The organism is Chitinophaga varians, from assembly GCF_014529945.1.
Lineage (GTDB): Bacteria > Bacteroidota > Bacteroidia > Chitinophagales > Chitinophagaceae > Chitinophaga > Chitinophaga varians.
This window is the reverse complement of record NZ_JACVFB010000005.1, coordinates 335,872-359,408: the sequence shown is the minus strand read 5'-3', so window position 1 is coordinate 359,408 and position 23,537 is coordinate 335,872. Positions and strand designations below refer to the sequence as shown.

Below are 23,537 nucleotides of genomic sequence, written 5' to 3'. Positions count from 1 at the left end.
ATCTGGTCCTTTGAACTATAATAGGGGCGTAGGCGTTATGACTATGGTACTTAAGCCGACTGACACCTACTGCCCCGATGAAAAACACGAGTATACCCCTCATGGTGCTTCTCAGCACTTTCCTCATCCCGCTGGTCCCGACCAGCGCGCTGTTAGCGCAAAGTGTGCAGATCCTTACCGATAAAACCAGTGGTTGCGCTCCGCTAACGGTGAATTTCAACGGCAAAGCCGATCCGGGTTATACCAGCATAGAATGGGATTTTGGTGTAGGCGCGAAGGTAACCGGCAACCTGTCACCCTCCAGGATATTCACCACACCAGGTACCTATCACGTTACCTTAACCGTTAAATATCCGACAACTCAAATAGTCAAATCAGTAGACATTAACGTCTTTAACAATCCACAGGTTTCGTTTACCGTGGACAATACCACCGGGTGTGCACCTTTGACTGCTCATTTTACGGATCAATCTGACCCCGGCCAGGGAACCACTATTGCCAACATTCTCTGGAACTTCGGTGATGGCGCCGCTGACCAGGGGACAACGGTTACCCACCAGTTCACATCCCCGGGCACTTATAACGTCATCAGTCTGGTCACCAATAGTCAGGGCTGCAAAGCCTCCGGCAATCCGGTAAGCATCACCGTGAAAGAAATACCCGTGTTATCTTTTACGGCAGACCAGACCAAAAGTTGTTCTGCCCCATTCACCGTCACGTTCCAAAATACGACCACCAATAATAGCGGTACGCCCATTTCGTATACATGGGACTACGGTGACGGCACCACGGGTACCGATGCCAGCCATACCTATACGGCAGAAGGCAGTTACACTGTAACACTGATACCAACAACGCCCAACAGCTGTGCAACACCCCTGCAGAAAAAAGACTACATCATCATCCAGAGAATTGTTCCGGGGTTTTCAGCGCAAACAAAATGCCCCGGCGATCAGGTAACACTGACCAGCACCACCACGCCAACACCGGACAATATCACCTGGACACTGCCGGATGGCACTACTGCCAGTGGAACGACCGCTCATTTTATTGTCGGTGCGCCAGGGTCCTATACTGTGAAAATGGCACTCACGTTTGGTAGCTGTTCCCGGGAAATTCAACAGCCAGTGGTGATTGATCCCCGTCCGGTCATAGACCCGATCGCTACCCCCCTGCGTGGCTGTATGGCGCCTTTTACAACATCCTTTCAGGCACAATCACAGTATGCCGACTCCTGGCAATGGGATTTTGGTGATGGTACTACCGCTACCGCAAAAGATCCCTTCCACACCTATAACAGCAGCGGTACTTTTTCCGTGACGCTGACAGCTGCCAACAGTGTAGGTTGCGCCACTACCGTGACCCGTACCAATTACATCAACATTTCACTGCCGGCGCTTACCATTACACCCTCAGGCGACTCAGGGTGTATTCCCTATAACGTGAGCTTTACCGGCAGCCTTAATCCCACGGAAGCCATCACAGACTATCAATGGGATTTTGGCGATGGTACCACTTCTACTTTGTCCAACCCCTCCCATACCTATACACAACAAGGCACTTATACGGTTGCCCTCCGGGCAAAATCGGCTCTGGGCTGTGTGGTGAATGCTACCGTTGCTTTCCGCGTGGGCACGCCGCCAGTCATCGACTTCACGGCGTCACCGCTGCAATCCTGTCCTATGGAGCCGGTACAATTCACGAACCTCTCCACCCCCAAAGGAACGGGCGTAACCTATCTGTGGATATTCCCGCAGGACCACAGCTCCAGTACGGAAGAAAATCCGGCGCATCGGTTTACGGAGCCCGGCCTGCACGATATTCGCCTGATCGTTAATAACAACGGGTGTATCAGCCAGCTCGTCAAATCCCGGTATATCAAAATTCAGCCTCCCAAAGCAGAGTTTACCACTACGCCCGATTGTGATGACTTCTACCACCGGAAGTTTACCGATCAATCCAGTTTTGGGCCGGAGCCGGTAGCCCAGAAGCAATGGCTCTGGAATTTCGGCGAGGATGGCGCCACATCTACACTACAAAGTCCGGATTTCCGGTATACCACTCCCGGCAAAAAAACCGTCACCCTGACGATATACGACGGTGTCTGTAAATCAACAACGTCTACCGACATCTATATCATCGATGAAAAGCCGGTATTACTACCAGACACCACTCAGATATGTCTTGGCAAATCACTGCATGTGGGCATAGGGCCGGTGAATCCTGCTAATATCAGATACTATTTCTGGGATTGGGGAGATGGGACAATACTGGAACTCGCAGGCACCGATATTGATCCTGCGAAAGGACTATCGCATACCTACCAACAGTCCGGCACCTATGTGATTCAGCTCACCCTCGGCGATTCCAACAGATGTAAACGGATTGCCACGCCTGTAACCATCACCGTACACGGCGCCATGACCAATTTCACGGTCACCGGGCAACCCTGCAAAAACAACCTGCTTACTTTTGCGGATAAATCGACCATTGATGCCGGCAACAGCATCGTCAACTGGACATGGAACTTCGGTGATGGCAGCCCGGAGGAAAGCAGCACCACACAACCTTTACAGACAACGCACCGATACACGGATTTTAATGCTTACGTCGTCACGCTGACGGCTACCGATCAATATGGCTGCCAAACAAAAATGCAGCAAACAGTGAATGTGGAAGTTATTAAAGCGGACTTCTCCCTTCAGTCAGGCGTAGCCTGTAAAAACAGCCCTATCACCTTTACCAGCAAGTCAACCGGCGACATTGTAGACTATGTATGGGATTTCGGCGACAACACCACCGGCACAGGCGCTAATCCGGTGAAAACCTATAGCGCTCCCGGTACTTATACCGTTACCCTGAAAGTAACATCCCGTATAGGTTGTACGGACCAGGTCAGTAAGGCCGGTGTGTTACAGGTGCCCAATCCGATAGCGGATTTCACCTTTCCGTCTATCCAGGAACTCTGTCCGCCGGTGAAGGTACAGTTTACGAATACTTCCAGCGGCTTTACCAGGTCAGTATGGGATTTCGGCGACAACAGCACTTCCGCCCAAAACGATCCCGGTGCGCACATCTATGTCAAACCGGGAACATACAATGTTACCCTCACCGTTTATGCAGATGGCAACTGTTCGTCCGTCAAAACGGTGCCACTGATAGTAGAAGGCCCGGTGGGGTCATTTACCGCTACCCCTGTGAATGGCTGTGTCCCGCTACCGGTAACGATGACAGCAACGGCCAATAAAACCGTCACCTACCAATGGGACTTCGACGATGGCATTGTACTCACTACACCAACACCAACAGCACCCCCACATACCTATACCCAGCCCGGCATCTATACCCCGCGCGTTTCATTAGTAGACAACAGAGGCTGCGCCGTGAAAGCTGACGGCAATTACAAGATCGTGGCAGATAAAATGACGGCCAATTTCACTGTAGACAACAGCGCTGCCTGCGGCGGAGGAAACGTCTCGTTTAAAAACACCAGCACTTCCGTTACCAACGATTTACTCCATCTCCCTTACAGCAGCAAATGGACCTATAGCGATGGCAGCACTTCCACGAATACAGATGGCGCATTTACTTATGCCAACACCGGCACCTATCAGGTAACGCTTGAAATGACGAGCAACTACGGTTGCAAAGACAGCAAAACATTGCCTGTATTGGTCCCTACACAACCGCAACCCATCATTACGCCTATCCCGGAATTGTGCGTGGCCGGCACGGTACAACTTCGCGGCACAGACAACAGGAACCTGCCCGGCACGCTGTGGAAATGGCAACTGGGCGATGGCCAGCAATTCAATGTCCCCAGTCCACCAGACATCAACTTTAATACTGTTGGTATTACGCCGGTGACACTCACCATTACCAATGCAGATGGATCATGCCCAGGAATGGCCAATACCAATATCGTTGTTCATCCGGCGCCCAACCTCCGTCCTACACCGGCAACAGCCACTATCTGTAAGGGTGCCGCCCTCCAACTGTCTGCTAATACCGACCCTGCTGCCACAGTCAGCTGGACGCCGTACAATATCTCCAGCGCCACCAGCAAAACACCGGTGGTAAAACCAGACCAGGATACCACCTATACGGTGAAAGCAGTCAGCGAATTCGGTTGTAAAAATGAAGCCTCTGTCGCCGTCAGTGTGATACAGCCATTCAAAATGTTTGTGCTGGATGCCCGTATCTGTTTCGGGAAAAGCATACAAATGCAGACTGGCGGTGCCTTCCGGTATCAATGGTCTCCTACCGAAGGACTGGACCACCCCGATATAGCCGAACCTATTGCCAGTCCGTCCCGCACCATCACCTACCAGGTAGTAGGATTTGATCAGGCAGGATGCTTCACGGATACCGCCTCTGCCACCGTCACGGTAAATCCGTTGCCACAGATAGATGCCGGACCCGACGTGGTAGTGTCTACCGGCACCAAAGTGCCCATTACCGCTAAAGGAAGCAGCGATATCACCGGTATAGTATGGCAACCTGCTACAGGCCTGAGCTGTAACGACTGTCTGACACCGGTGGCTATTCCCAAATCGTCTATTACCTACCATATCAGCGTGATGAACCAATACGGCTGCATTGCCGGGGATGATATCCACATCACCACCCTTTGTAATGGGGCCAACATCTTCATTCCCAATACTTTTTCTCCTAACGGGGACGGAATGAACGATGTTTTCTACATCCGGGGAACCGGTTTGCAGAGCGTGCGCGTTTTCAGGATCTATAATCGCCTGGGACAGGTGATGTTTGAACGCTTCGGCCTGGCCACCGATGACGTTTCCGCCGGATGGGACGGACGTTACAAAGGAGTCCTGCTCAACCCGGACGTGTTCATCTACTATGCAGAAATTATTTGTGACAACGGTGAATCAACCATTTTGAAAGGAAATATCACGCTGCTCCGGTAACCGGTTTAGACCGCTACAACGCCGCACAGACAGCCAAAAGACAGGAAATAATTCAAAAAAGCTTAAATTAATAAATTACATATATAATATTTTTAGTTAATTTGTGGTATGTATCCTCTGAAATACCACCAGGTTAAATGTCTGAGCATCGTATTGCTTTTGATGTTCCTCGTGCCGGGCAACTATTTGCTGGCACAGCAGGCCGACTTTTCCTATACCTCCTCACCGGCTACATTATGCAATCCGGTTACACTCACGTTTAAAAACAACAGTACCGGCAGTCCCACCGCCTACAGCTGGGATTTCGGCGACGGCAGGACCTCTCACGACGTCGATCCACAGATCACCTATACGGCGCCGGGGCCTAAAAAAGTGACGCTGGTAGCCACTTTCGCCAACGGCACCAGCACCTATTACCGCACCTTTGAGGTGGGAGCTACCCCTCAGGTAGCTTTCAGCGCTGATGTGACCAACAGCTGCAAGCTCTATACCGCCAACTTTACAGATGCCACTCCTAATGCTATGGCCCGTATCTGGGACTTTGGCGACGGCACGGCTCCTGTTACCACCAGCAACGCATTTATTTCACATGCCTATACGAAAGCAGGCAAGTACGATGTCACCCTCACGGTTACCAATAGCAACGGTTGCCAGTCTGTGTTGAAAAAAGCGGCCTACATCACCATCTCCCAGCCACAAATATCCATAGACGCTCCGGTGAGCGGTTGCGTGCCTTATACCGCTACATTCAATGCCACCTCCACCAACGACCTCAATGATCCTGTGGCCGAATGGAAATGGACGTTTGGCGACGGCGGCTCTGCCACCACCACCGCCGGCACGGCCTCCCATGCCTATGTGCAAACCGGCACCTACAATGTAGTGTTGACCGTCCGCACCAATGGCGGCTGTGAGATCAGCAAGACATTCGACAAACACGTACGCACCGGCAACCCTCCCTCGGAAGTGAGTTTCACCGCTACGCCCGCCAGTGCCTGCGTGGGAGCGCCCGTAAGGCTGCTGGCCAACGCCAAATATGCTGACAGCTACAGCTGGGATTATGGCGACGGCACCAAAGAAGAAGTATTTACCAACGATATCCGCCACGGCTTTACCACTAACGGTATTATCACCATCAATATGAAAGCCGGCAGCAACGGCTGTTATACACCGGCAGCTCCGGTCATGGTCAACATCACAGGCCCGGTATCACAGTTCACCGTTACCAGGGATTGCAACGATAAGAGCAAATTTATTTTCACCAACACTTCTACCGGCACTACTCCCACCACCACCTACCAGTGGGACTTTGGAGATAACACCCCGGTGACTACCGGTCTGAATGCTACCCACGCCTACACCACGCCGGACAAATACACCGTACGCCTGACCATCAGCGATAATGGCAGCAACTGCAGCCATAGCAGCTATCAGACGGCATATTATTTCAAGGCGGACTTTTCTGCCGGCGTGAGCAGCATCTGCCGCGGCAGTAAAGCTACCTACGAGGTACTGAACGTGCCCGTTAACCTGGTGGCCGATTACACCTGGCAGTTTGGCGACGGTTCCACCTATACCACCACCGATCAGCGGTTTGTGAAAACATGGGCCACCGCCGGCATTTTCACCGACCAGCTGACCATCCGTTATAAAGACCCGGCCTACTGCGACGATGTGGTTACCAAAACGGATAATATCAACATTCTGGCGCCACAGGCAGATTTTACTATTGCATCAACTACCTGTGCAGGGCAACCGGTTTCTTTTGCCAATAACTCCACCCCTTCGCCGAACATCCCTATTGCCGGCTGGCAATGGGACTTTGGCAATGGTAAAGTGTCTTCCGCGCAAACACCGCCTGCCACCACTTATTCCGCCTCCGGCGGATATCCGGTGAAACTGGTTATCACCGATGCGCGCAACTGCCAGGACTCTGTGACAAAAGATATCAACATCAATGCAACACCTTTTGTCCGCGCCTCTGCTGCGCAGCCCAAAATATGCGAAGGAAGCAACGTTACCCTGCATGCCCAGTCCGATGGCACTGTGCAATGGTTCAACGCTGCCAGCCTTAGCTGTGTATACTGCCCTGACCCGGTAGCTTCTCCGGTGACCAACACCCGCTATCTCGTGGAAGCGTCTAACGTATACGGTTGCACGACAAGGGATTCCACCGATATTGCTGTGGTACCCAAAGTAAATCTCACTGTCAGCAAAGACACGATCGCCTGCTATGGCTCTTCTGTTCAGCTGAAAGCCAGCGGTGCTGCCATCTACAACTGGACGCCGGTAACCGGCCTGACCAACAACACCATCGCTAATCCGGTTTCTACGCCTATTGCAGATATTACCTATCAGGTAACCGGCACCAACGACGCCTTGTGCCCCATGAGCGCGCCGCTATCTGTTAAAGTGTCTGTAAAACAGGTGCCCACTATCAGCGCCGGCAACGACCAGACCGTGATGGCAGGAGATGTTGTCCGCCTCATGGCCAATGGCAGCGCCGATATCGTGAAATGGCAATGGTCACCCGCAGATTACCTCGACAATCCAACGTCGCCCTTTACCAGTGCGGCGGTCAGGAAATCTATCTCTTACGCGATTACAGGAACTAACCAATACGGATGTACGAAGAGTGACGTGGTAAAAATCGATCTCGTCTGCAATACCGACCTGATATTCATTCCCAATACTTTCACCCCTAACGGGGACGGTGTGAACGATATCTTTTACCTGCGCGGTAAAGGCATCAGCCTGGTGAAGTCGTTCCGCGTCTTTAACCGCCTCGGACAGGAAGTGTTCCATCGGGAAAATATTCAGGTGGAAGATGTCAATGCCGGCTGGAATGGCACCTTCAACGGGCAGCCACAGGGGTCAGACGTATATATTTACTTCGTGGAAGCTTATTGCGACGCCAACGAATTTTTCCGCCTGAAAGGCAACGTAACATTACTCAGATAATAAAAAGCGGTCTATATGAAAACTGTATATAAAGTCTTATTGACAGTCATTTGCTTCAGCTGTGGATTACAGCTGAAGGCACAGGACATACATCTGTCACAGTTTTATGAAACACCGATACTCCGTAATCCGGCCCTGATCGGTATTTTCAATGGTGATGTGCGCTTTCAGGCTGTATACCGCAACCAGTGGAACAGTGTGACCATTCCTTATCAAACCGGCACAATGAGCGGTGAGATCAAGTTCCCCGTGGGTAACAGCAACGACTATATTACCACCGGGCTGCAGCTGACCTATGACCGGGCAGGTACTTCCAAACTGCAATCCACACAGATCTTTCCGGCGGTCAACTATCACAAGTCACTGAACGAAGACAAGACAAGTTTCCTCTCTCTGGGCTTTATGGGCGGCCTGGTACAGCGGCAGTTTGATCCCACCAATATGACGTTCAATAACCAGTACACCAGTGGCCGTTTTGACCCGGCAGCGCCTACCGGTGAAGAGGGCAAACTGGCGCTGAAGGGGTATACTTATCTTGATGCCGGTGTGGGCTTGAGCTATAACAGCGTGATCGGAGAAGATGTGGCCTACTTCATCGGGGCAGCCTTGTATCACTTTAACCGGGCAAAGATTTCTTTCTACAACGACAAAAATATCGAGCTGGCGCCTAAGTTGACCTTCAATGCTGGTATTACCATCCCGCTGGAAGAGCGGGTAAAGCTGATTGCGCATTATAATCAGTTGCATCAGGGCGGCTATTCCGAATATATTGGCGGCGCGCTGATTGGTTACGGCCTGATGAACGAAGGGTTGGAGTCTACCCGGGCTATTTATGGCGGGTTATTTCTGCGCTGGAACGATGCCATCATCCCCACTATCAAAATAGATATGGAAAAATTTGAGGTGGCCATGAGTTATGATGCCAATATTTCGCAGTTGCGGACCGCCAGCCAGAGCTTTGGCGGATTTGAGGTGTCATTGGTTTTCAAGGGTTTCCTTAACAGCCGGAACAGCACTTTAGAGCGTCTGAATTGCCCAAGATTCTAAATCATTGATAAACAATAATTTATATCACCAAATTAAAACCGTTAAATTTTTTCTAAAAAAGCAGTAAACCTAACAAAATGGCGCATAGTTTGTTAATTTTATGAGTGAGACAAAGGGCTAATGCGCTGTTATTAACAAACAAAAATTGGGAAATATTTGAAAAAAACTTTATTTTTATAATACTATGTGGAAAACCTCTACCCTCATTTTTCTTACAGTTTTCTGCCTCTTATCCCTTGTGGGTAAAGCTCAAAGCGGGTCCCTACCGAATAATCCGGAGGGGGGTAGGCAAATTGTAAAACTTTATCCCAACCCTGCCACCAACTTCATCAATTTTGAAATTCAACAGCATAATAACGACCGCATATACGATCTTATTGTGTACAATTTTCTCGGGAAAAAAATTGATCAGATAAAGAGCATCAGCAGTCGTACCACTGTCAATCTCGACAACTACTACAATGGTCTTTATATCTTCCAGCTACGCGATCAGCGGGGCAATCTGGTGGAATCCGGCAAGTTTAATGTTGTAAAATAGCTTTCAGCTATTGACTTTCCCTCAAGCAGATGATTACTTTATCCTAAAGAAAGCCTATACCGAAAGCTACTCTACTTATCTTTTTTACGCGATCTCTACGATCAAAAATTTCAGGTACGTTGTATTCTCAATATTCCTCAAAATGGGGTGATCTTTTGCCTGTGTCTGGAAAGTGACCTGGCGGAGGCGTTTTTTGGCGTCCTTTGCAGCAGCGTCGATGGTTTCCAGGAACAGTTCCGGTGATACCAGATTGGTACAGGAAGCAGTGACCAGAAAACCTCCCTGATTGAGCAGTTTCATGCCCCGGAGATTGATTTCCTTATAACCGGTAACGGCTTTCCGGATATTTTCACGGCTTTTGGTGAAGGCTGGCGGGTCCAGTATGACCACATCAAATTTGCGATCTTCCCGGGTATATTGTTTCAGTTGATCGAATGCGTTTACTGCCTGGAATTTACATACATCCTGCAGATTGTTGAGCTCCGCATTGCGACGCGCAGTTTCCACAGCATGTTCCGAAATGTCCAGTCCCAGTACGCTTTTAGCGCCATAATAACCCGCATGGCAGGAGAAGGTGCCGGTATAGCAGAAGGCTTCCAGCACATTGGCATCTTTCACGATCTGGCGTATTTCGCGGCGGTTGTCCTGCTGGTCCAGGAAATAGCCGGTTTTCTGGCCATTGACGATATCCACATGGAACTTCAGCCCATTTTCATTGATGATGACATTGGTATCGAAAGGCGCGCTGAGGAAGCCTTTCTGTTGTTCCATGCCCTCCAGTTCCCTTACCGGCACGTCATTGCGCTCATATATGCCTTTGGGGGAAAATATGCGGTTCAGTGCATCCACGATGGCAGGTTTCCATTTCTCTATGCCCAGTGCCAGGGTTTGCAGCACAAAATAGTCGTTGAACTTATCGATTACCAGTGCAGGCAGATCGTCTGCTTCCCCGAAAACGAGGCGGCAGTTTTCCACATATCCCAGTTTCTGGCGGTATTCCCAGCATTTGAGCAATCGACGGTAGAAAAATTCCGGATTGATTTCCTCGCTTTTGTCGCGTGTCAGCAGGCGTACCAGGATCTGGGATTGTGGGTTGATATACCCTCTGCCGAGAAAAGAGCCCTGATGCGTATGCACATCCACGATATCACCCGGAACAACTTCCCCTTTGATTTCGCCTACTTCATTGCCGAAGATCCAGGGATGGCCCAGTAATACCCTGTTTTGTATCTGTTTCTTTAAAAAAACCTTGGTCATTGACATTATTTCGAACCGCAAAACTACACTAAACAATTACGAATTACGAATTACGAATTACGAACCGAGCATACCCTGCTATTCATATTTAAAAATTTAAATATATAAACAAGCTTTCAGAAAGCCCTGAATTTGTAATTCATCATTCGTCATTCGTAATTGATGCTGTCTTTTTGGCGGCAAAACACGGGTTGGCAAAATAATTGACTAAGCACCATTGCAGATAATCATTACAATTATGACAGAAAAAGACCAAGACATGCAGACAAACGGACAGGCAAACAATGCTGGAGAAAACGAAAAAGGCATGCCTGATTTCAATGCTGAAGAAAATATCAGTGAAACATCTCATATGACTAATGCATTAGAGGTAGAACCTGAAGAGGAGCTGATCAAGAAAGATCAGCAACTGAATGAAATGCGGGATAAATACCTTCGTCTGCAGGCTGAGTTTGATAACTTCCGTAAGCGCACAGCCAAGGAAAGACTGGAGCTGTTGCAGACGGCGGGTAAAGAAGTTATCATATCTTTGCTGGACGTACTGGATGATTCAGAGCGGGCTGCCAAACAGCTGAGCACTGCCAACGATATCGCTTCTCTCAAAGACGGGGTAAACCTGGTATTCAACAAGTTGAAAACCACCCTGCAGGCCAAAGGACTGAAACCTATGGAAAGCCTGCACGCCACCTTTGATACAGACCTGCACGATGCTATTACGGAGATTCCGGCCCCAACGCCAGATCTTCAGGGTAAAGTGGTAGACGTGTTACAGGAAGGCTATTACCTGAATGACAAGCTAATCCGTCATGCCAAGGTGATAGTAGGTAAATAAGAGATGTGACGATGTGGCATGTCCCGCAGCGATCGCCTGTGCAGATGTAAAACAATATTTTTTACTGAAAAAAACCGGTGCCTGGCACCGGTTATAAGTGATTTTATAATGTCTACCAAGAGAGATTATTACGAAATACTGGGTGTTTCCAAATCCGCCTCCCAGGATGAAATCAAGAAAGCTTACCGGAAGGTGGCCATGCAGTTTCACCCTGACCGCAATCCCAACAATACGGAAGCGGAAGAAAAGTTCAAGGAAGCAGCTGAAGCCTATGAGGTATTAAGCGATGCGGACAAACGGGCACAATATGACCGTTTCGGGCATGCTGGCATGAATGGCGGCCGTGGTGGTTTTGGAGGTGGTGGCATGAACATGGAAGACATCTTCTCCAATTTCGGTGACATTTTCGGTAATGACGACATTTTCGGCAGCTTCTTCGGAGGTGGTCGCGCCGGCGGCGGTGGCCGTCGTGGTCGTGGTACCCGTGGCTCCAATCTGCGCGTGAAAATCCGTCTCACCTACGAGGAAATCGCCAAAGGCGCCAACAAAAAAATCAAAGTAAAGAAATACGTTCCCTGTCAGCATTGTGGCGGCCTGGGCGCGAAAGATAAGAACGCATTCCAGACCTGTAACACCTGCGGCGGCTCCGGCCAGGTAAGAAAGGTGACCCAAACCTTCCTCGGCCAGATGCAGACTGTTACCACCTGCCCTACCTGTCATGGTGAAGGCCAGATCATCACCAGCAAATGTGGCCACTGTAAAGGTGAAGGCCGCATGTATGGCGAAGAAATGGTGAGCATCGATATCCCGGCAGGCGTACAGGAAGGTATGCAGCTCAGCATGAGTGGCAAAGGCAATGCCGGCGAAAGAGGCGGCGCACCCGGCGACCTGCTCATTCTCATCGAAGAAGAGCCACATCCGGAACTGCAGCGCGATGGCCTCAATGTAGCCTACGACCTGCACATCTCCTTCCCCGATGCTGTATACGGCACACAGGTGGAAGTACCTACCATCGACGGTAAAGCGAAAATCAAAATACCAGCGGGAACACAAAGCGGTAAAATCTTCCGCCTCAAAGGCAAAGGATTCCCCTCTGTCAATTCCTACGAAAAAGGCGACCAGCTTATACATGTAAACGTATGGACGCCGCAACACGTCAGCGCGGAAGAACGGGCCATGCTCGACAAGCTCCAGTCTTCTGACAACTTCAAACCTAATCCCGAAAAATCGGAAAAAGGTTTCTTTGAAAAAGTCAGAGACATATTTAGTTAATTTTACTATTTGAATATTTTTTTATTTAGTTATAAAAGCGAAGACCATAGCGGATTTCTGTTCGCTGTGGTCTTCGCTTTTAAATGATTAAATAGCCAAATAACCAAATATCAAAATAAGATGGATTCCAAACTGCAGATGTTCGAGAACCGGCTCACCAAAGTATTCCGGCATATTTCCAAACTGGCCAAGCGACAAAACATCACCTGTTACCGGGTGTATGATGACGATATTCCCGAATTCCCCTTCAGCATCGAGATGTATGAAGACCACGTATATATCGCCGAATATCAACGCCGCCACGGCATGGAAGAAGCCGATCATGAAGCCTGGCTCGACACCTGTCTGGAACTGATCAGCAAAGTACTGAACGTGCCTCCCTCCCATATCTGGGTGAAACAACGGCAACGGAAAGAAAACCGCCAGAGCCAATACGAAAAACTCAGCACGGAGAGCCGGGAAATGACGGTAAATGAAAGCGGACTGAAATTTAAGATCAACCTGTCCGATTATCTCGACACCGGCCTGTTCCTCGATCATCGCACCACCCGTAATATGGTGCGCAGCGAAGCAAAGGATAAAAAGGTGCTCAACCTCTTCTGCTATACCGGCTCCTTCTCCGTATACGCAGCTGCCGGCGGCGCCACGGAAGTTACGTCTGTAGACCTCTCCAAGACTTACCTGGCATGGGCTGAAGACAACATGCGGCTCAATGGCTTCGATCCCGCCAAACATCCCTTTGTACACGCCGATGTGCTGCAATATCTCGATACCCTTAAACTCAACACTTTCGATCTGGTGATCATCGATCCGCCGACCTTCTCCAACAGCAAGCGGATGAAGGATTTCCTGGATATTCAGCGGGACCATGCGGAACTACTCAACAAAGTGTTGCTCGCTACTAAAAAAGATGGCGTGGTATATTTCAGTAATAACTATCGTCGTTTTATACTGGAAGAAGATAAAATCAATGCCAGCAGCATCAAGGACATCACCAATCAAACACTTCCCTTCGACTTCCAGCAGAAACTGGTGCGTAAATGCTACCGGCTTATTAAATAAGCCTTAACGCTTCATTTTACGGACCTGCTTTACCATCTTCAGGAATTCCTGTCGGTACCCTTCTTTGTCTTTTCCGAGGGCCCTGCGGGCGATTTCTGATACCATGTCGGTATCACCACAGCCACGGTAAGCGGAATTGCGGAGTATCATACCCAATAACGCCACCGCAGCGGCAAACCGGCAATCATCCGGAGCTGCCTCAAAAGCTGTTGCCCTGGCTTTGACATCGGTTTCCAGTGTGCATAATGCCGTATCCAGAGGAAGGCGGTAAGAAATGCTGATATTGGCCAACTGTTTATCAGCTGCCATCACACTGTCGCGCGGTACAATTTCATACATGGCCACGGCACAATGTCCGCTTCCTACAATGCCGCCATTGTGTTTCGATAAAGTATCTGTATTCGCTTCATACACCTTGTTCTCATAACCGATAAGCCTATACGATTTTACCACCGCAGGATTAAATGTCACTTCTGTTTGTACATCCCGGGCCACGGTAAACAGCGTACTGCCGAATTCGCGTGCAAAGACTTTACTGGCCTCTTCCAGGTCATCGATATAGGCGAAATTGCCGTTGCCTTTGCTGGAAAGGGATTGCAGCTTCGAGTCTTTATAGTTTTTCATACCAAAACCCAGGCAGGTCAGCAACACGCCGCTTTCTTTCTTCTGCATGATCAGCTCCTCCATTTCAACATCGCTGGTAAGTCCTACGTTGAAATCTCCGTCAGTAGCCAGGATCACCCTATTATTTCCATCCGGGATAAACTGGTCTACGGCTATCTGATAAGCCATTTTGATGGCTGCTTCTCCGGCGGTAGCACCGCCGGCACTGAGGTTATCGATGGCGTTGAGGATGGTCTCTTTCTGGTCGCCGGCCGTGGCGGGCAGTTTGATGCCGGGCGTGCCGGCATAGGCCACTATCGCCACCTTATCCACCGGACGCAGGTTGTTGACCAGAATACGGAAGGCTGCCTGTAACAGGGGTAGTTTGTTAGGCACTCCCATCGAGCCGGAAACATCGATCAGAAAAACAAGATTGCTGGGTGGGAGACTGTCTGTCTGCAGGGCTTTCGCCCGCAGTGCTATCTGCAAAAGCTGGTGCGCGGGTTCCCACGGGCAGGAGGTATAATGGCTGTATACCGCCATGGTCTTACCTTCCGGCGGCAATGGATAATTGTAGTGGAAATAGTTCACCATTTCTTCTATCCGGACGGCATCTACCGGCACCGGTTCTTTCAGTCGCAGGAAACGCCGGATATTACTATAGGCGGCCCTGTCCACATCTACCGCAAATACGGATACCGGTTGTACCTGTGTGCGGGTGAACTTGTTTTCATAAGTGGTGCCGTATGTTTCATTATAAAAAGCATGTATGCCCATGCCTACGTTGCCGTAGTTGGGGTTGCTATTCTGCCTTGTGCGGGCGCTGGCCTTGGCCAGGGCAATGGCATCAGGGACTTTACGTATAGGCGCCAGCGTTATCAACAAACGATCCGTGGATTTCACCGTCATTTGTAACGGGCGATAACCTTCCCGGGTAAACAGCAGCTGAGCAACAGTGGAGGGGATCCCCATTCTAAAAAGCCCGAAGGCATTTGTCAGTACTCTCGTCGTATCATCAATAACGCTAACAGTCACTCCGGCTACAGGACGATGGGTAACACTGTCCTCTACTGCTCCCGATACCCAGATTGTTTGTGCATGTACGCTGCCAGCCCATAACAACAGGAGTAATAGGAATTTTCGCATATGTTAAGGTAATCATTTTCAGGGTTCTCGCAAAAGACGCAAAGCAGCAAAGAGCGCAAAGATTATATAAGCGAGCGAAGAAAGCAAAGGAGCGAAGATCAAATTTTGATATCCGCTCCTTTGTTTTCTTTATTTTCTTATTTATTCTCTTTGCGCTCTTTGCTGCTTTGCATCTTTGCGGGCGCGTGAACTACTCTCCTTCTACCAGCTGATAGATTTCCGGCAGATTGCGGCCCAAACCATCATAATCGAGGCCATAGCCCAGCAGGAATTTATTCGGCACGGAGAAGCCCAGATAGTCAATTTTAATAGGATGTACCATGGCGTCCGGCTTGGTCAGCAAAGACGCTACCAGCAGTTTTTTAGGTTGCTGATGTTCCAGTTGTGGCAGGAACTGGCTCAGTGTTTTACCGGTATCCACAATATCCTCGAGGATCACCACCGTACGGCCGAAGAGGTCTTCGTCCAGACCGATGGCCTGCACCACATTACCGGTAGATTTGGTCCCCTTATAGGAAGCCAGTTTGATAAAGGATATCTCAGCCGGAATGTTGAGATATTTGAACACATCACCGGCGAACATAAAAGAGCCGTTGAGGATAGCAATAAACAGCGGGCGCTCATCCTGAAGGTCCCTGCTCATGTCTGCAGCTATTTCCTTAATACGCTGCTGCAGCTCTGTTGCACCGATATAGGGCTGGAATTTCTTGTCATGCACCTGAATAACCGACATAATACTACTTCATTTCCATATTTAACAATAATAAGCCGAAAAGGATTACTGCTTATTTATTCACCAACAGGCGCTGTCCAATTTTGATATCGAAGCCCTGCAAATTATTCCATTCCTGTAACTGGGTTACAGACTTGTTGTACATTTTAGAGATACCGTACAGTGTTTCTTTTGGCTGTACTTCGTGGTATCTGGCGCCCGTGCCGGCTGATGCCGGGGGTGCCGGTTTATAGACAGGAGGCTGTGTGGCCGGAGCAGGAGCAGGAGCGGGCTTATATACCGGAGGTTGGGGCGCTGGTGTCGTGTTTTTGGCGGTACCATTGCCACCCACGTCGCCTACTTTCTTCAGGTCGTCCACCATACCGGCAGGAACGCCGCCCTGCTGTGGGCGGGCTGGCTGTGATTCCGGCACAGCAGTCGCGCCGCCAGTGGATTTGGCCACTTCTTCCTTTACTTTTTCAATTTCTTTGCGGGGAGAGAAATCTTCTGGTGGCTCCTGGTCTTCTTCTCTCACAATGCGGGTATTTTTTGCCAGTGCAGGGGTGCCGGAGGCAAAACCTTCGAGCGCGAGGCGCTGACCGGCAGCGGGTTCTTCCCCTTCATGCATTTTATTACGGCGGCGCAGCCATCTTAACCGGATACCTTCTGCCTGTGCAACATCGTGCATGGTTTCTCCATTGCCTACCTGATGGAATTCCTTACTACCTCTTTTACCTTTCTTCTGCAGGAAGATAAACATGTCTTTACGGGGAGGGTTGTCATTATCAAGATCGTTAAAGCGAACCAGTTTGCTCAGTCGGATATCATGTTTGCTGGCCAGTTGTATCAGAGAGGTACCGGCTTTCACAAATACTACGCGGCGACCATTGATTTCAAACACGCCTTTGGGATAATTGCCAGCTGTGGGTTTACCGCCGCCGGGCTGGGGCCTGGAAGGTGTTGGGCGGTTATCCGGGCGACCGTTGTTGCCCGCGTACACAGGCGGTTTTTCCTCATTGTACTCCTGTTCGGGAGCGGCCTTACCCATCGCGATCAGCGTGTATTGCTGCAGGTTGTAATCTTCAATTACCTTGATCAGCTGCTGTGGATAGGTTTTATTGGTGGCGTATCCTGCCTGTTTCAGTCCGAAAGCCCAGGATTTATAGTCATCACCATCAAACTGGAACAGGAAAGCGTAGCGTGGATTGCTACGCAGGAAGTCGGAGTGGTCACGGTACGAATCCCTGGCATTATCATATACGCGGAAACATTCCTGTGCGGCATCATCATCGTAGCGGATGGTTTTGCCGGTCCAGGTATTTTTACATTTGATACCGAAGTGGTTGTTGGATTGTAAACAGAGGGTCCCGTTGCCGGATTGGGTTTCCACGATGCCCTGCGCCAGTTTGATGGCTGCGGGCACGCCTGTGCGGCGCATTTCCTCCACAGCAATACTCTTGTAAGTAGCGATGTATTGCTGGGTCGTCATTTTTTGTGCCTTCAGCAGAGGCATGCAGCCAATAAGAAAACTGACTACCAACAAAAATTTTCTTACTTGCATGTATAATCGAATTTAATGGGCATGGGTGTAGGTGCTGGTTTATTTCTTCCTGATCAGCAGGATACCGTCGCGGATGGTGAGTAACACCTGTTCTGCGCGGTCGTCTGCCAGCACTTTCTCACAAAATCTGACCATGGCTTTAGCCTGGCTACCCTGCTCATTTTCCGGCTGTAGTACCTGTCCGTGGTACAATACATTGTCAGCCAGAATAAATCCGCCGGGGCGCAGTTTTTCCCAAACCAGATCGTAATAATGCACGTAACCGGCTTTATCAGCATCAATAAACACTAAATCAAACACTTCATCCAGTGATGTCATCACTTCGGCTGCTTTTCCGATGTGCATTTTTATTTTATCAGCATACCCGGATGCCTCAAAATATTGATGACAAAGGGTTTCCAGTTCTTCGTTAATATCGATGGTATGTAATATACCGTCATCGGGCAGGCCTGCTGCCAGGCAGATGGCGGAATATCCTGTATACGTGCCCAGTTCCAGTATCCGGCGGGGCTGCAACATACGGCTGACCATTTCCAGGAATTTTCCCTGTACATGGCCACTTAACATATGCGGCAATTCCACTTTCAGATGCGTTTCACGGTTCAACTTGTACAACAGCGGATTTTCCGGGCTGGTGTATTTCTCAGCATATGCCTCAACTGCCGGTATGAGCTCCATATATAAAATTTCTGCAAAGCTATGAAAAAACCGGTTGCGGCGACACCCATCAACATAACGTTGCCCGGCCGGAATTTATTCTTCCGGCTAACGGGCAGGTATATCCGCGCCAGACGGGCGCGGCCGTATTAAAAGTTAGGTCTGAGTTTATTGGTAGTGTAAAACACGCGGAAATATTCCACTACTTCGTCGGCAGTATCGAAAAGCTTTAACAGGCCAAGGTCCTGCGGGTTAATATTGCTTTCCTTTTCCATCATGACGGTACGTATCCATTCCAGCAGACCGCTCCAGTATTCGCGGCCTACGAGTACCATGGGGGTTTCTTCCATCTTCTTGGTCTGGATCAGGGTGGCCACTTCAAAAAATTCATCCATGGTGCCGAACCCGCCAGGCATCATCACAAATCCCTGGGAATATTTGGTGAACATTACTTTACGAACGAAGAAATAATCGAAGTTGAGCCGTTTATCAGGATCAATAAAGTCGTTGGGGTTCTGCTCGTGTGGCAGGGTAATATTGGCACCTACAGATTTTCCATGTGCAGCCTGTGCACCCTTATTGGCCGCTTCCATCACACCTGGACCGCCGCCGGTAATAATACCAAAACCTTCTTCTGCCAGTCTGCGTGCAATTTCCTGTGCCAGTTCGTAGTAACGGTTGCCCTGCTTGGTGCGGGCAGATCCGAATATAGATATACAGGGGCCTATTTTAGCAAGTGATTCAAAGCCTTCTACGAATTCCGCCATGATCTTGAATATCTGCCAGCTGGAATGCGCTCTTGTTTCTGTCCAGTCTCTTTCCTTGAGGTTTTTTAAATTACCATTCATGCCGATGCTTTTTTTTGTAAAAAAATGCGATCCTCTACTTACGGGCAGGGACACCCTGTAATTTATAGAATTATTGGCTTTTTGGCATATAAAGTAATAAAAGCAGGTAACTTAAAAGAAACCCGCTTTACATTTAACACGTTATGAACATGCAGCCATGTTGTTAAAACCTGGCTGCAGAAACGTTGCTAAAGTTGGGTGATACAATATGGTGAATAAGTTTCAGCACAATATAAGGCCATCGTCGTGGCATTGTTTTCATAACGTTTGATCTGCATTTAATTTATTAATAATTCGTACAAAATCCTAATCATTTTGGGATTTTGTTATTTTGATATTTAGATATTTGGTTTAGGCTGTTTTAGATATTTAAAAAGGGAGAACTATTTCGCCTATACGAAATAGTTCTCCCTTTTTAAATATTTACATATCAAAATATCTAAATGCTCGTCAGCTCCTCTGCCAGGCCGAATGACAGCGTCATACCAGCTCCGCTGAGGGCATTCACGATAGTAACGTCCTTTTCAGGGGTCAGTATCAGTTCTGTGCCACCATTAGTCAGTTTAGGATAAATCCCGTGCCATTGCTCCTGAATAGTGTAAGCAGGCGCCTCCAGGAAGGTGTGCATGTACTTCAGGATGAGGTCATTGATAAATGCTTTATCAAATGGTTCGAAGTCCGGACCATATTCATGTGAATCACCGATGGTCAGTTCACCGGCACCGTTCTGGGAAATCAGCAGGTGGATGCCCCATTTTACATACTCCGGCATCTCTTCTGCGAACCGTTGTTTCAGCGGTACCAGTGCAGCACAGTCATTGAAAGAAGCGTAGTGGGCCAATGTAAGGCCAGCACACAATGCGGGCCCCAGCTGCCAGTTGCCCGGCTGCGGGATGGTGCGCATCATTTGCAGTTTGCACTTGGTGAGTGGCGCCGCCGCATATGCTGCGGGATACAGTGTTTCAAAATCGGCTCCGCTGCAAACATATACCTGGTCTACCTTCCACTTTTCATCTTTGGTTTCGATATAAGGCATGCTGATACCGTTAACGGCTGTATTAAAACGCACGGTGACGTTCATTTGCTCTTCGAGGTGTCGCGCGATGGCAGCACTGGCCTGCCGCGGGTTAACCGTCATCTCCGTAGGGCTCCAGAGTGCGCCCTGCAAGCCTTCCGTTTTGATGGCCCGGGTATATTGACCGATATTTTCCGGTGCTATCAGCTGACAGTCAAAGCCATTGGCGGGTGCTGCCGCTGCAAACTCTTCCAGTACGGCCAGTTCATCTTTTTCATACACCAGGTGCAGGGAACCGGTTTCCTGGCACTGCAGCCCTGTAGCTGCCGCCAGTTCTTTCCATACGCTACGGCTATGCATCGCACGCTGGTACATTTTGCCTGCTCGTTGACCGATAGGCCATACCAGTCCGAAATTGCGGATGGAAGCGCTGATGGCCCTGCTGTTTCTTTCAAATAAAACTACTTTTTTCCCTTTGGACGCCAGTTTGTACGCCATGGCCAGTCCTACGATGCCGGCGCCTACTACCGCTACATCCGCTTGTTGTTGTTGCATGATCGCTATTGAGCAAGAGTTTATAAAATAGATAACAGTTCATCGAGAGAAGCTACCAGGTGGGTATGCGGACCTTTCTCCAGCTCTTCTTTGCTATAAGCGCCGGTAGTAACCCCTACCACATAACGGCAACCTGCATTGGTACCTTCTTCCAGATCAGAGATAGTATCGCCCACTTTCATCACTTCTGCGATGCTACGCACTTCCAGCGTTTCCATGATCCGATAAATCATATAAGGATAAGGACGGCCATAAGGCACCTCATCACTGGTGGTTACCGCATCGATCAGGCCCTGCTGCTGCCAGCCGGTCCTTTGGAGGATCACATTGGTAATGTCACGGTCGAAACCGGTGTCCAGCGCTATTTTAATCCCTTTCTGCCGCAATGCTGCGAACACCGCGGATACGCCCTGCTTCTCCCTCACGGAGGTATCTGTAGCATAGTGCGCTTTCATGTCTTCCACAAACCGGGTGTGCAATTCGTTGATAAAATCATGGTCTGCATACCGCGCATCGTTCTTCTGTTGCAGCAAATAACGGATCGCATAAGGTTTGGCATACCCCATTACTTCGTTGACTTCTTCCAGGGATACATGCACACCGGCCAGTTGAATGGCCTTTTGCAATACTTTGGCCACATTGGCCTCGTCGTGCAGCGTGGTGCCCGCAATATCAAAAACAGCTAATTTAATCTCCATCTCTTTAAAAATTGATGGAACAAAGGTATAAAAGTTGTAAAAATAAGTTTAGCATTTATAAACAAATTTAACAAGGAGGTAACATGGGGAGACATAAAAAAACCCGTCCGACCATTGCCAGACGGGTCATATAAAAATATTTTCGGGGGCAGATCAGAAGCCCAAACCGGCGCCTACACGGTAAATCAGGTTATTGCGGTAGGGGGAGCGGTTATCCTGAATGACATCATACATGATAGAAATACCGATACCTACCCGGCCACCTACGCTCTGGGTATACCCGGCGCCCACCAACAGGCTGGGCACTGTGTAGCTGGTGCTGAAATCACTTTTAGGATTTGTATAATACACGGTTGATTTCTGGGTGATGTGGTTATATTCCGGCTGAATATGCACAAACAGCATCGGGATAGGATATACGCGGCCCCACACGCCACCGCCAAAGATGGTGTACTTATCACGCTGGGCCACAGAGCCGTAACCATCGTAGCTTTTAAATTGCCCGTACTGCGCGTTTACGTTGATACCGGCAGCAATGTAATCATTGAAGCGGTAACCAACCAGTGGGGAAATCTCCACATTGGTATAATCGCCGAAAACCATACCCAGCGAACCTCCCAGTATCAATCGGGAACGGTCGAAACCGCGCGGCGCACTGGTGTCTGTTTTATAATACTGTGCATGCGCCAGCTGGGCGGAAATGAGAAGGCAGATACCTATGAATAAACGTTTCATACCTGGTTTGTTATGTTAACTAATGTTAGGGGTGATAGCTTGTTTCCGGGGCAAAAATAACCATTTACTGTTTCTCTTTAGAAAGATGGACAGATAGTAGATTTTTTTGCATTTGTAAAACTACGGTTGGAGTATAATCCACTGTAAACCAGGCCTATTTCATAAGCTCCTCTCCTGCTGTTGGACACAGCCAGGTTAGAAGTGGTCACATCGTAACTGAACTGGAGTTTAATATTACTCAACTGATAACCTACCATAAACATAGCGGCATCTTTGGCGCGGTAGTAAATACCACCCGATACCTGTTTATTACCATCACCGGAGAGGTTGTAGGCTGCATTGAACCCTATCACCAACTCGCTGGTGCTGGCCTGCCGGGAGTAATACGCGCTGGGGTTGAGGATCAACACATCACTTGTTTTGATACTGGCATTCAGAAAACCGGTATACCGGCGGGGCACTTTGTTATCGCCGTTATAGAAAGTTTCCCGTGGCGTATTGATATGTTGCACAGCGAAACCGGTATTGATATACAGGTTTTCTGTAGGAAAATAAGCATAATTCATTCCCACATTCATATCGAAATAATTCACGCTCGACTGGGTAAAAGGTTCTGCTGTGGGCACCTGGGAATCGAAAAATTTCCCGTTCCACTGATCACCGAAAGTCAGCTTGGTGATATCCACCCGTTTACCGGCGGAACCGGCCTGAAAGCCCATTGACAACAGGCTGCTTTCGCCCAGCAGCTGATGGTAGGCTATAGAGGCATAGCCTTTGGTAGAGGACAAGTTTCCACTACCTGCCACATCACGAAGAATAACGCCGCCTACGCCCAGCCATCCGTAAATGAGCCGGTCGCTCAACAGCTGGAAATCACCATATACCGACATGGTCCGGTAAGGCACCGGGATACTGCTCCATTGGTCGCGATAATTGGCCCCCACCCGGAAATTTCCGTCGGGGATAAAACCGGTATTAGCAGGGTTGGTGGTTAACGGTGAATTGTAATATTGCGAAAAGTGCAGGTCCTGGGCGGACACGCTTACCGTGATCAACATTACAATCACCCAACCTGCGGTGATGTTAACAATCAGCTTCTTCATGACT

17 protein-coding genes are annotated in these 23,537 nt (G+C 49.2%); 7 read left to right on the top strand and 10 right to left on the bottom strand.

Going from position 1 to position 23,537, the window contains the following annotated elements; all coding sequences use genetic code 11:
* Positions 1–77 precede the first annotated feature (77 nt).
* The 4 genes from ICL55_RS24935 to ICL55_RS24920 all read left to right on the top strand — a co-directional run bounded on the left by ICL55_RS24935 (position 78) and on the right by ICL55_RS24920 (position 9,477).
* Entirely contained in the window at positions 78–4,931 is a 4,854-nt protein-coding gene (locus ICL55_RS24935; protein ID WP_188102572.1) for a PKD domain-containing protein, read from the top strand.
* A gap of 108 nt (positions 4,932–5,039) precedes the next feature.
* Complete coding sequence (locus ICL55_RS24930) at positions 5,040–7,892, top strand: PKD domain-containing protein (protein WP_188102570.1); 2,853 nt, start codon at positions 5,040–5,042, stop codon at positions 7,890–7,892.
* 15 nt (positions 7,893–7,907) lie between these two features.
* Positions 7,908–8,939: a PorP/SprF family type IX secretion system membrane protein gene (locus ICL55_RS24925; protein ID WP_188102568.1), complete on the top strand. Its 1,032-nt coding sequence runs from the start codon at positions 7,908–7,910 to the stop codon at positions 8,937–8,939.
* A gap of 184 nt (positions 8,940–9,123) precedes the next feature.
* Positions 9,124–9,477 (top strand): T9SS type A sorting domain-containing protein, encoded by a 354-nt coding sequence (locus tag ICL55_RS24920; RefSeq protein WP_246496571.1) that lies wholly within the window; start codon positions 9,124–9,126, stop codon positions 9,475–9,477.
* Between the two features lie 84 nt (positions 9,478–9,561).
* Here ICL55_RS24920 and ICL55_RS24915 read toward each other — a convergent pair whose 3' ends face one another.
* Positions 9,562–10,734, bottom strand: coding sequence for a class I SAM-dependent rRNA methyltransferase (locus ICL55_RS24915; protein ID WP_188102563.1), 1,173 nt, complete (start codon positions 10,732–10,734; stop codon positions 9,562–9,564).
* Positions 10,735–10,972: 238 nt separating this feature from the next.
* On the opposite strand from ICL55_RS24915, the gene ICL55_RS24910 reads away from it, so the two are divergent.
* The 3 genes from ICL55_RS24910 (at position 10,973) to ICL55_RS24900 (ending at position 13,900) form a co-directional block, all read left to right on the top strand.
* Positions 10,973–11,566 (top strand): nucleotide exchange factor GrpE, encoded by a 594-nt coding sequence (locus ICL55_RS24910; protein ID WP_246496569.1) that lies wholly within the window; start codon positions 10,973–10,975, stop codon positions 11,564–11,566.
* 108 nt (positions 11,567–11,674) lie between these two features.
* Positions 11,675–12,838 carry a molecular chaperone DnaJ gene (gene dnaJ / locus ICL55_RS24905; RefSeq protein WP_188102561.1) on the top strand — a complete coding sequence of 388 codons (1,164 nt, stop codon included), beginning with the start codon at positions 11,675–11,677 and terminating at the stop codon, positions 12,836–12,838.
* Between the two features lie 120 nt (positions 12,839–12,958).
* On the top strand, positions 12,959–13,900 hold the full coding sequence (locus tag ICL55_RS24900; protein WP_246496560.1) for a class I SAM-dependent methyltransferase: 942 nt from the start codon (positions 12,959–12,961) through the stop codon (positions 13,898–13,900).
* A gap of 3 nt (positions 13,901–13,903) precedes the next feature.
* Here ICL55_RS24900 and ICL55_RS24895 read toward each other — a convergent pair whose 3' ends face one another.
* The 9 genes from ICL55_RS24895 to ICL55_RS24855 form a co-directional block, all read right to left on the bottom strand.
* Positions 13,904–15,649, bottom strand: a complete 1,746-nt coding sequence (locus tag ICL55_RS24895) for a YfbK domain-containing protein (RefSeq protein WP_188102559.1) — start codon at positions 15,647–15,649, stop codon at positions 13,904–13,906.
* A 190-nt stretch (positions 15,650–15,839) separates the two neighbouring features.
* Complete coding sequence (gene hpt / locus ICL55_RS24890) at positions 15,840–16,382, bottom strand: hypoxanthine phosphoribosyltransferase (protein WP_188102556.1); 543 nt, start codon at positions 16,380–16,382, stop codon at positions 15,840–15,842.
* A 52-nt stretch (positions 16,383–16,434) separates the two neighbouring features.
* Entirely contained in the window at positions 16,435–17,922 is a 1,488-nt protein-coding gene (locus ICL55_RS24885; RefSeq protein WP_188102554.1) for a glucosaminidase domain-containing protein, read from the bottom strand.
* A gap of 39 nt (positions 17,923–17,961) precedes the next feature.
* Complete coding sequence (locus tag ICL55_RS24880) at positions 17,962–18,600, bottom strand: O-methyltransferase (protein WP_188102552.1); 639 nt, start codon at positions 18,598–18,600, stop codon at positions 17,962–17,964.
* 128 nt (positions 18,601–18,728) lie between these two features.
* Entirely contained in the window at positions 18,729–19,427 is a 699-nt protein-coding gene (locus tag ICL55_RS24875; protein ID WP_188102550.1) for an LOG family protein, read from the bottom strand.
* Positions 19,428–19,866: 439 nt separating this feature from the next.
* Entirely contained in the window at positions 19,867–20,997 is a 1,131-nt protein-coding gene (locus ICL55_RS24870; protein ID WP_223151585.1) for a TIGR03364 family FAD-dependent oxidoreductase, read from the bottom strand.
* 20 nt (positions 20,998–21,017) lie between these two features.
* A complete protein-coding gene (locus ICL55_RS24865) occupies positions 21,018–21,695 on the bottom strand; it encodes a phosphonatase-like hydrolase (protein ID WP_188102548.1) in 678 nt (225 codons plus the stop codon).
* 153 nt (positions 21,696–21,848) lie between these two features.
* Entirely contained in the window at positions 21,849–22,430 is a 582-nt protein-coding gene (locus tag ICL55_RS24860; protein WP_188102547.1) for a hypothetical protein, read from the bottom strand.
* Between the two features lie 77 nt (positions 22,431–22,507).
* Positions 22,508–23,533, bottom strand: a complete 1,026-nt coding sequence (locus tag ICL55_RS24855) for a PorP/SprF family type IX secretion system membrane protein (RefSeq protein ID WP_188102545.1) — start codon at positions 23,531–23,533, stop codon at positions 22,508–22,510.
* Between the last annotated feature and the right edge of the window lie 4 nt (positions 23,534–23,537).

Bases quoted from the DNA above. Each gene is read 5' to 3' on its own strand.
- ICL55_RS24935 (WP_188102572.1), top strand. From the start codon at position 78: ATGAAAAACACGAGTATACCCCTCATGGTGCTTCTCAGCACTTTCCTC.
- ICL55_RS24930 (WP_188102570.1), top strand. From the start codon at position 5,040: ATGTATCCTCTGAAATACCACCAGGTTAAATGTCTGAGCATCGTATTG.
- ICL55_RS24925 (WP_188102568.1), top strand. From the start codon at position 7,908: ATGAAAACTGTATATAAAGTCTTATTGACAGTCATTTGCTTCAGCTGT.
- ICL55_RS24920 (WP_246496571.1), top strand. From the start codon at position 9,124: ATGTGGAAAACCTCTACCCTCATTTTTCTTACAGTTTTCTGCCTCTTA.
- ICL55_RS24915 (WP_188102563.1), bottom strand. From the start codon at position 10,734: ATGACCAAGGTTTTTTTAAAGAAACAGATACAAAACAGGGTATTACTG.
- ICL55_RS24910 (WP_246496569.1), top strand. From the start codon at position 10,973: ATGACAGAAAAAGACCAAGACATGCAGACAAACGGACAGGCAAACAAT.
- dnaJ (WP_188102561.1), top strand. From the start codon at position 11,675: ATGTCTACCAAGAGAGATTATTACGAAATACTGGGTGTTTCCAAATCC.
- ICL55_RS24900 (WP_246496560.1), top strand. From the start codon at position 12,959: ATGGATTCCAAACTGCAGATGTTCGAGAACCGGCTCACCAAAGTATTC.
- ICL55_RS24895 (WP_188102559.1), bottom strand. From the start codon at position 15,649: ATGCGAAAATTCCTATTACTCCTGTTGTTATGGGCTGGCAGCGTACAT.
- hpt (WP_188102556.1), bottom strand. From the start codon at position 16,382: ATGTCGGTTATTCAGGTGCATGACAAGAAATTCCAGCCCTATATCGGT.
- ICL55_RS24885 (WP_188102554.1), bottom strand. From the start codon at position 17,922: ATGCAAGTAAGAAAATTTTTGTTGGTAGTCAGTTTTCTTATTGGCTGC.
- ICL55_RS24880 (WP_188102552.1), bottom strand. From the start codon at position 18,600: ATGGAGCTCATACCGGCAGTTGAGGCATATGCTGAGAAATACACCAGC.
- ICL55_RS24875 (WP_188102550.1), bottom strand. From the start codon at position 19,427: ATGAATGGTAATTTAAAAAACCTCAAGGAAAGAGACTGGACAGAAACA.
- ICL55_RS24870 (WP_223151585.1), bottom strand. From the start codon at position 20,997: ATGCAACAACAACAAGCGGATGTAGCGGTAGTAGGCGCCGGCATCGTA.
- ICL55_RS24865 (WP_188102548.1), bottom strand. From the start codon at position 21,695: ATGGAGATTAAATTAGCTGTTTTTGATATTGCGGGCACCACGCTGCAC.
- ICL55_RS24860 (WP_188102547.1), bottom strand. From the start codon at position 22,430: ATGAAACGTTTATTCATAGGTATCTGCCTTCTCATTTCCGCCCAGCTG.
- ICL55_RS24855 (WP_188102545.1), bottom strand. From the start codon at position 23,533: ATGAAGAAGCTGATTGTTAACATCACCGCAGGTTGGGTGATTGTAATG.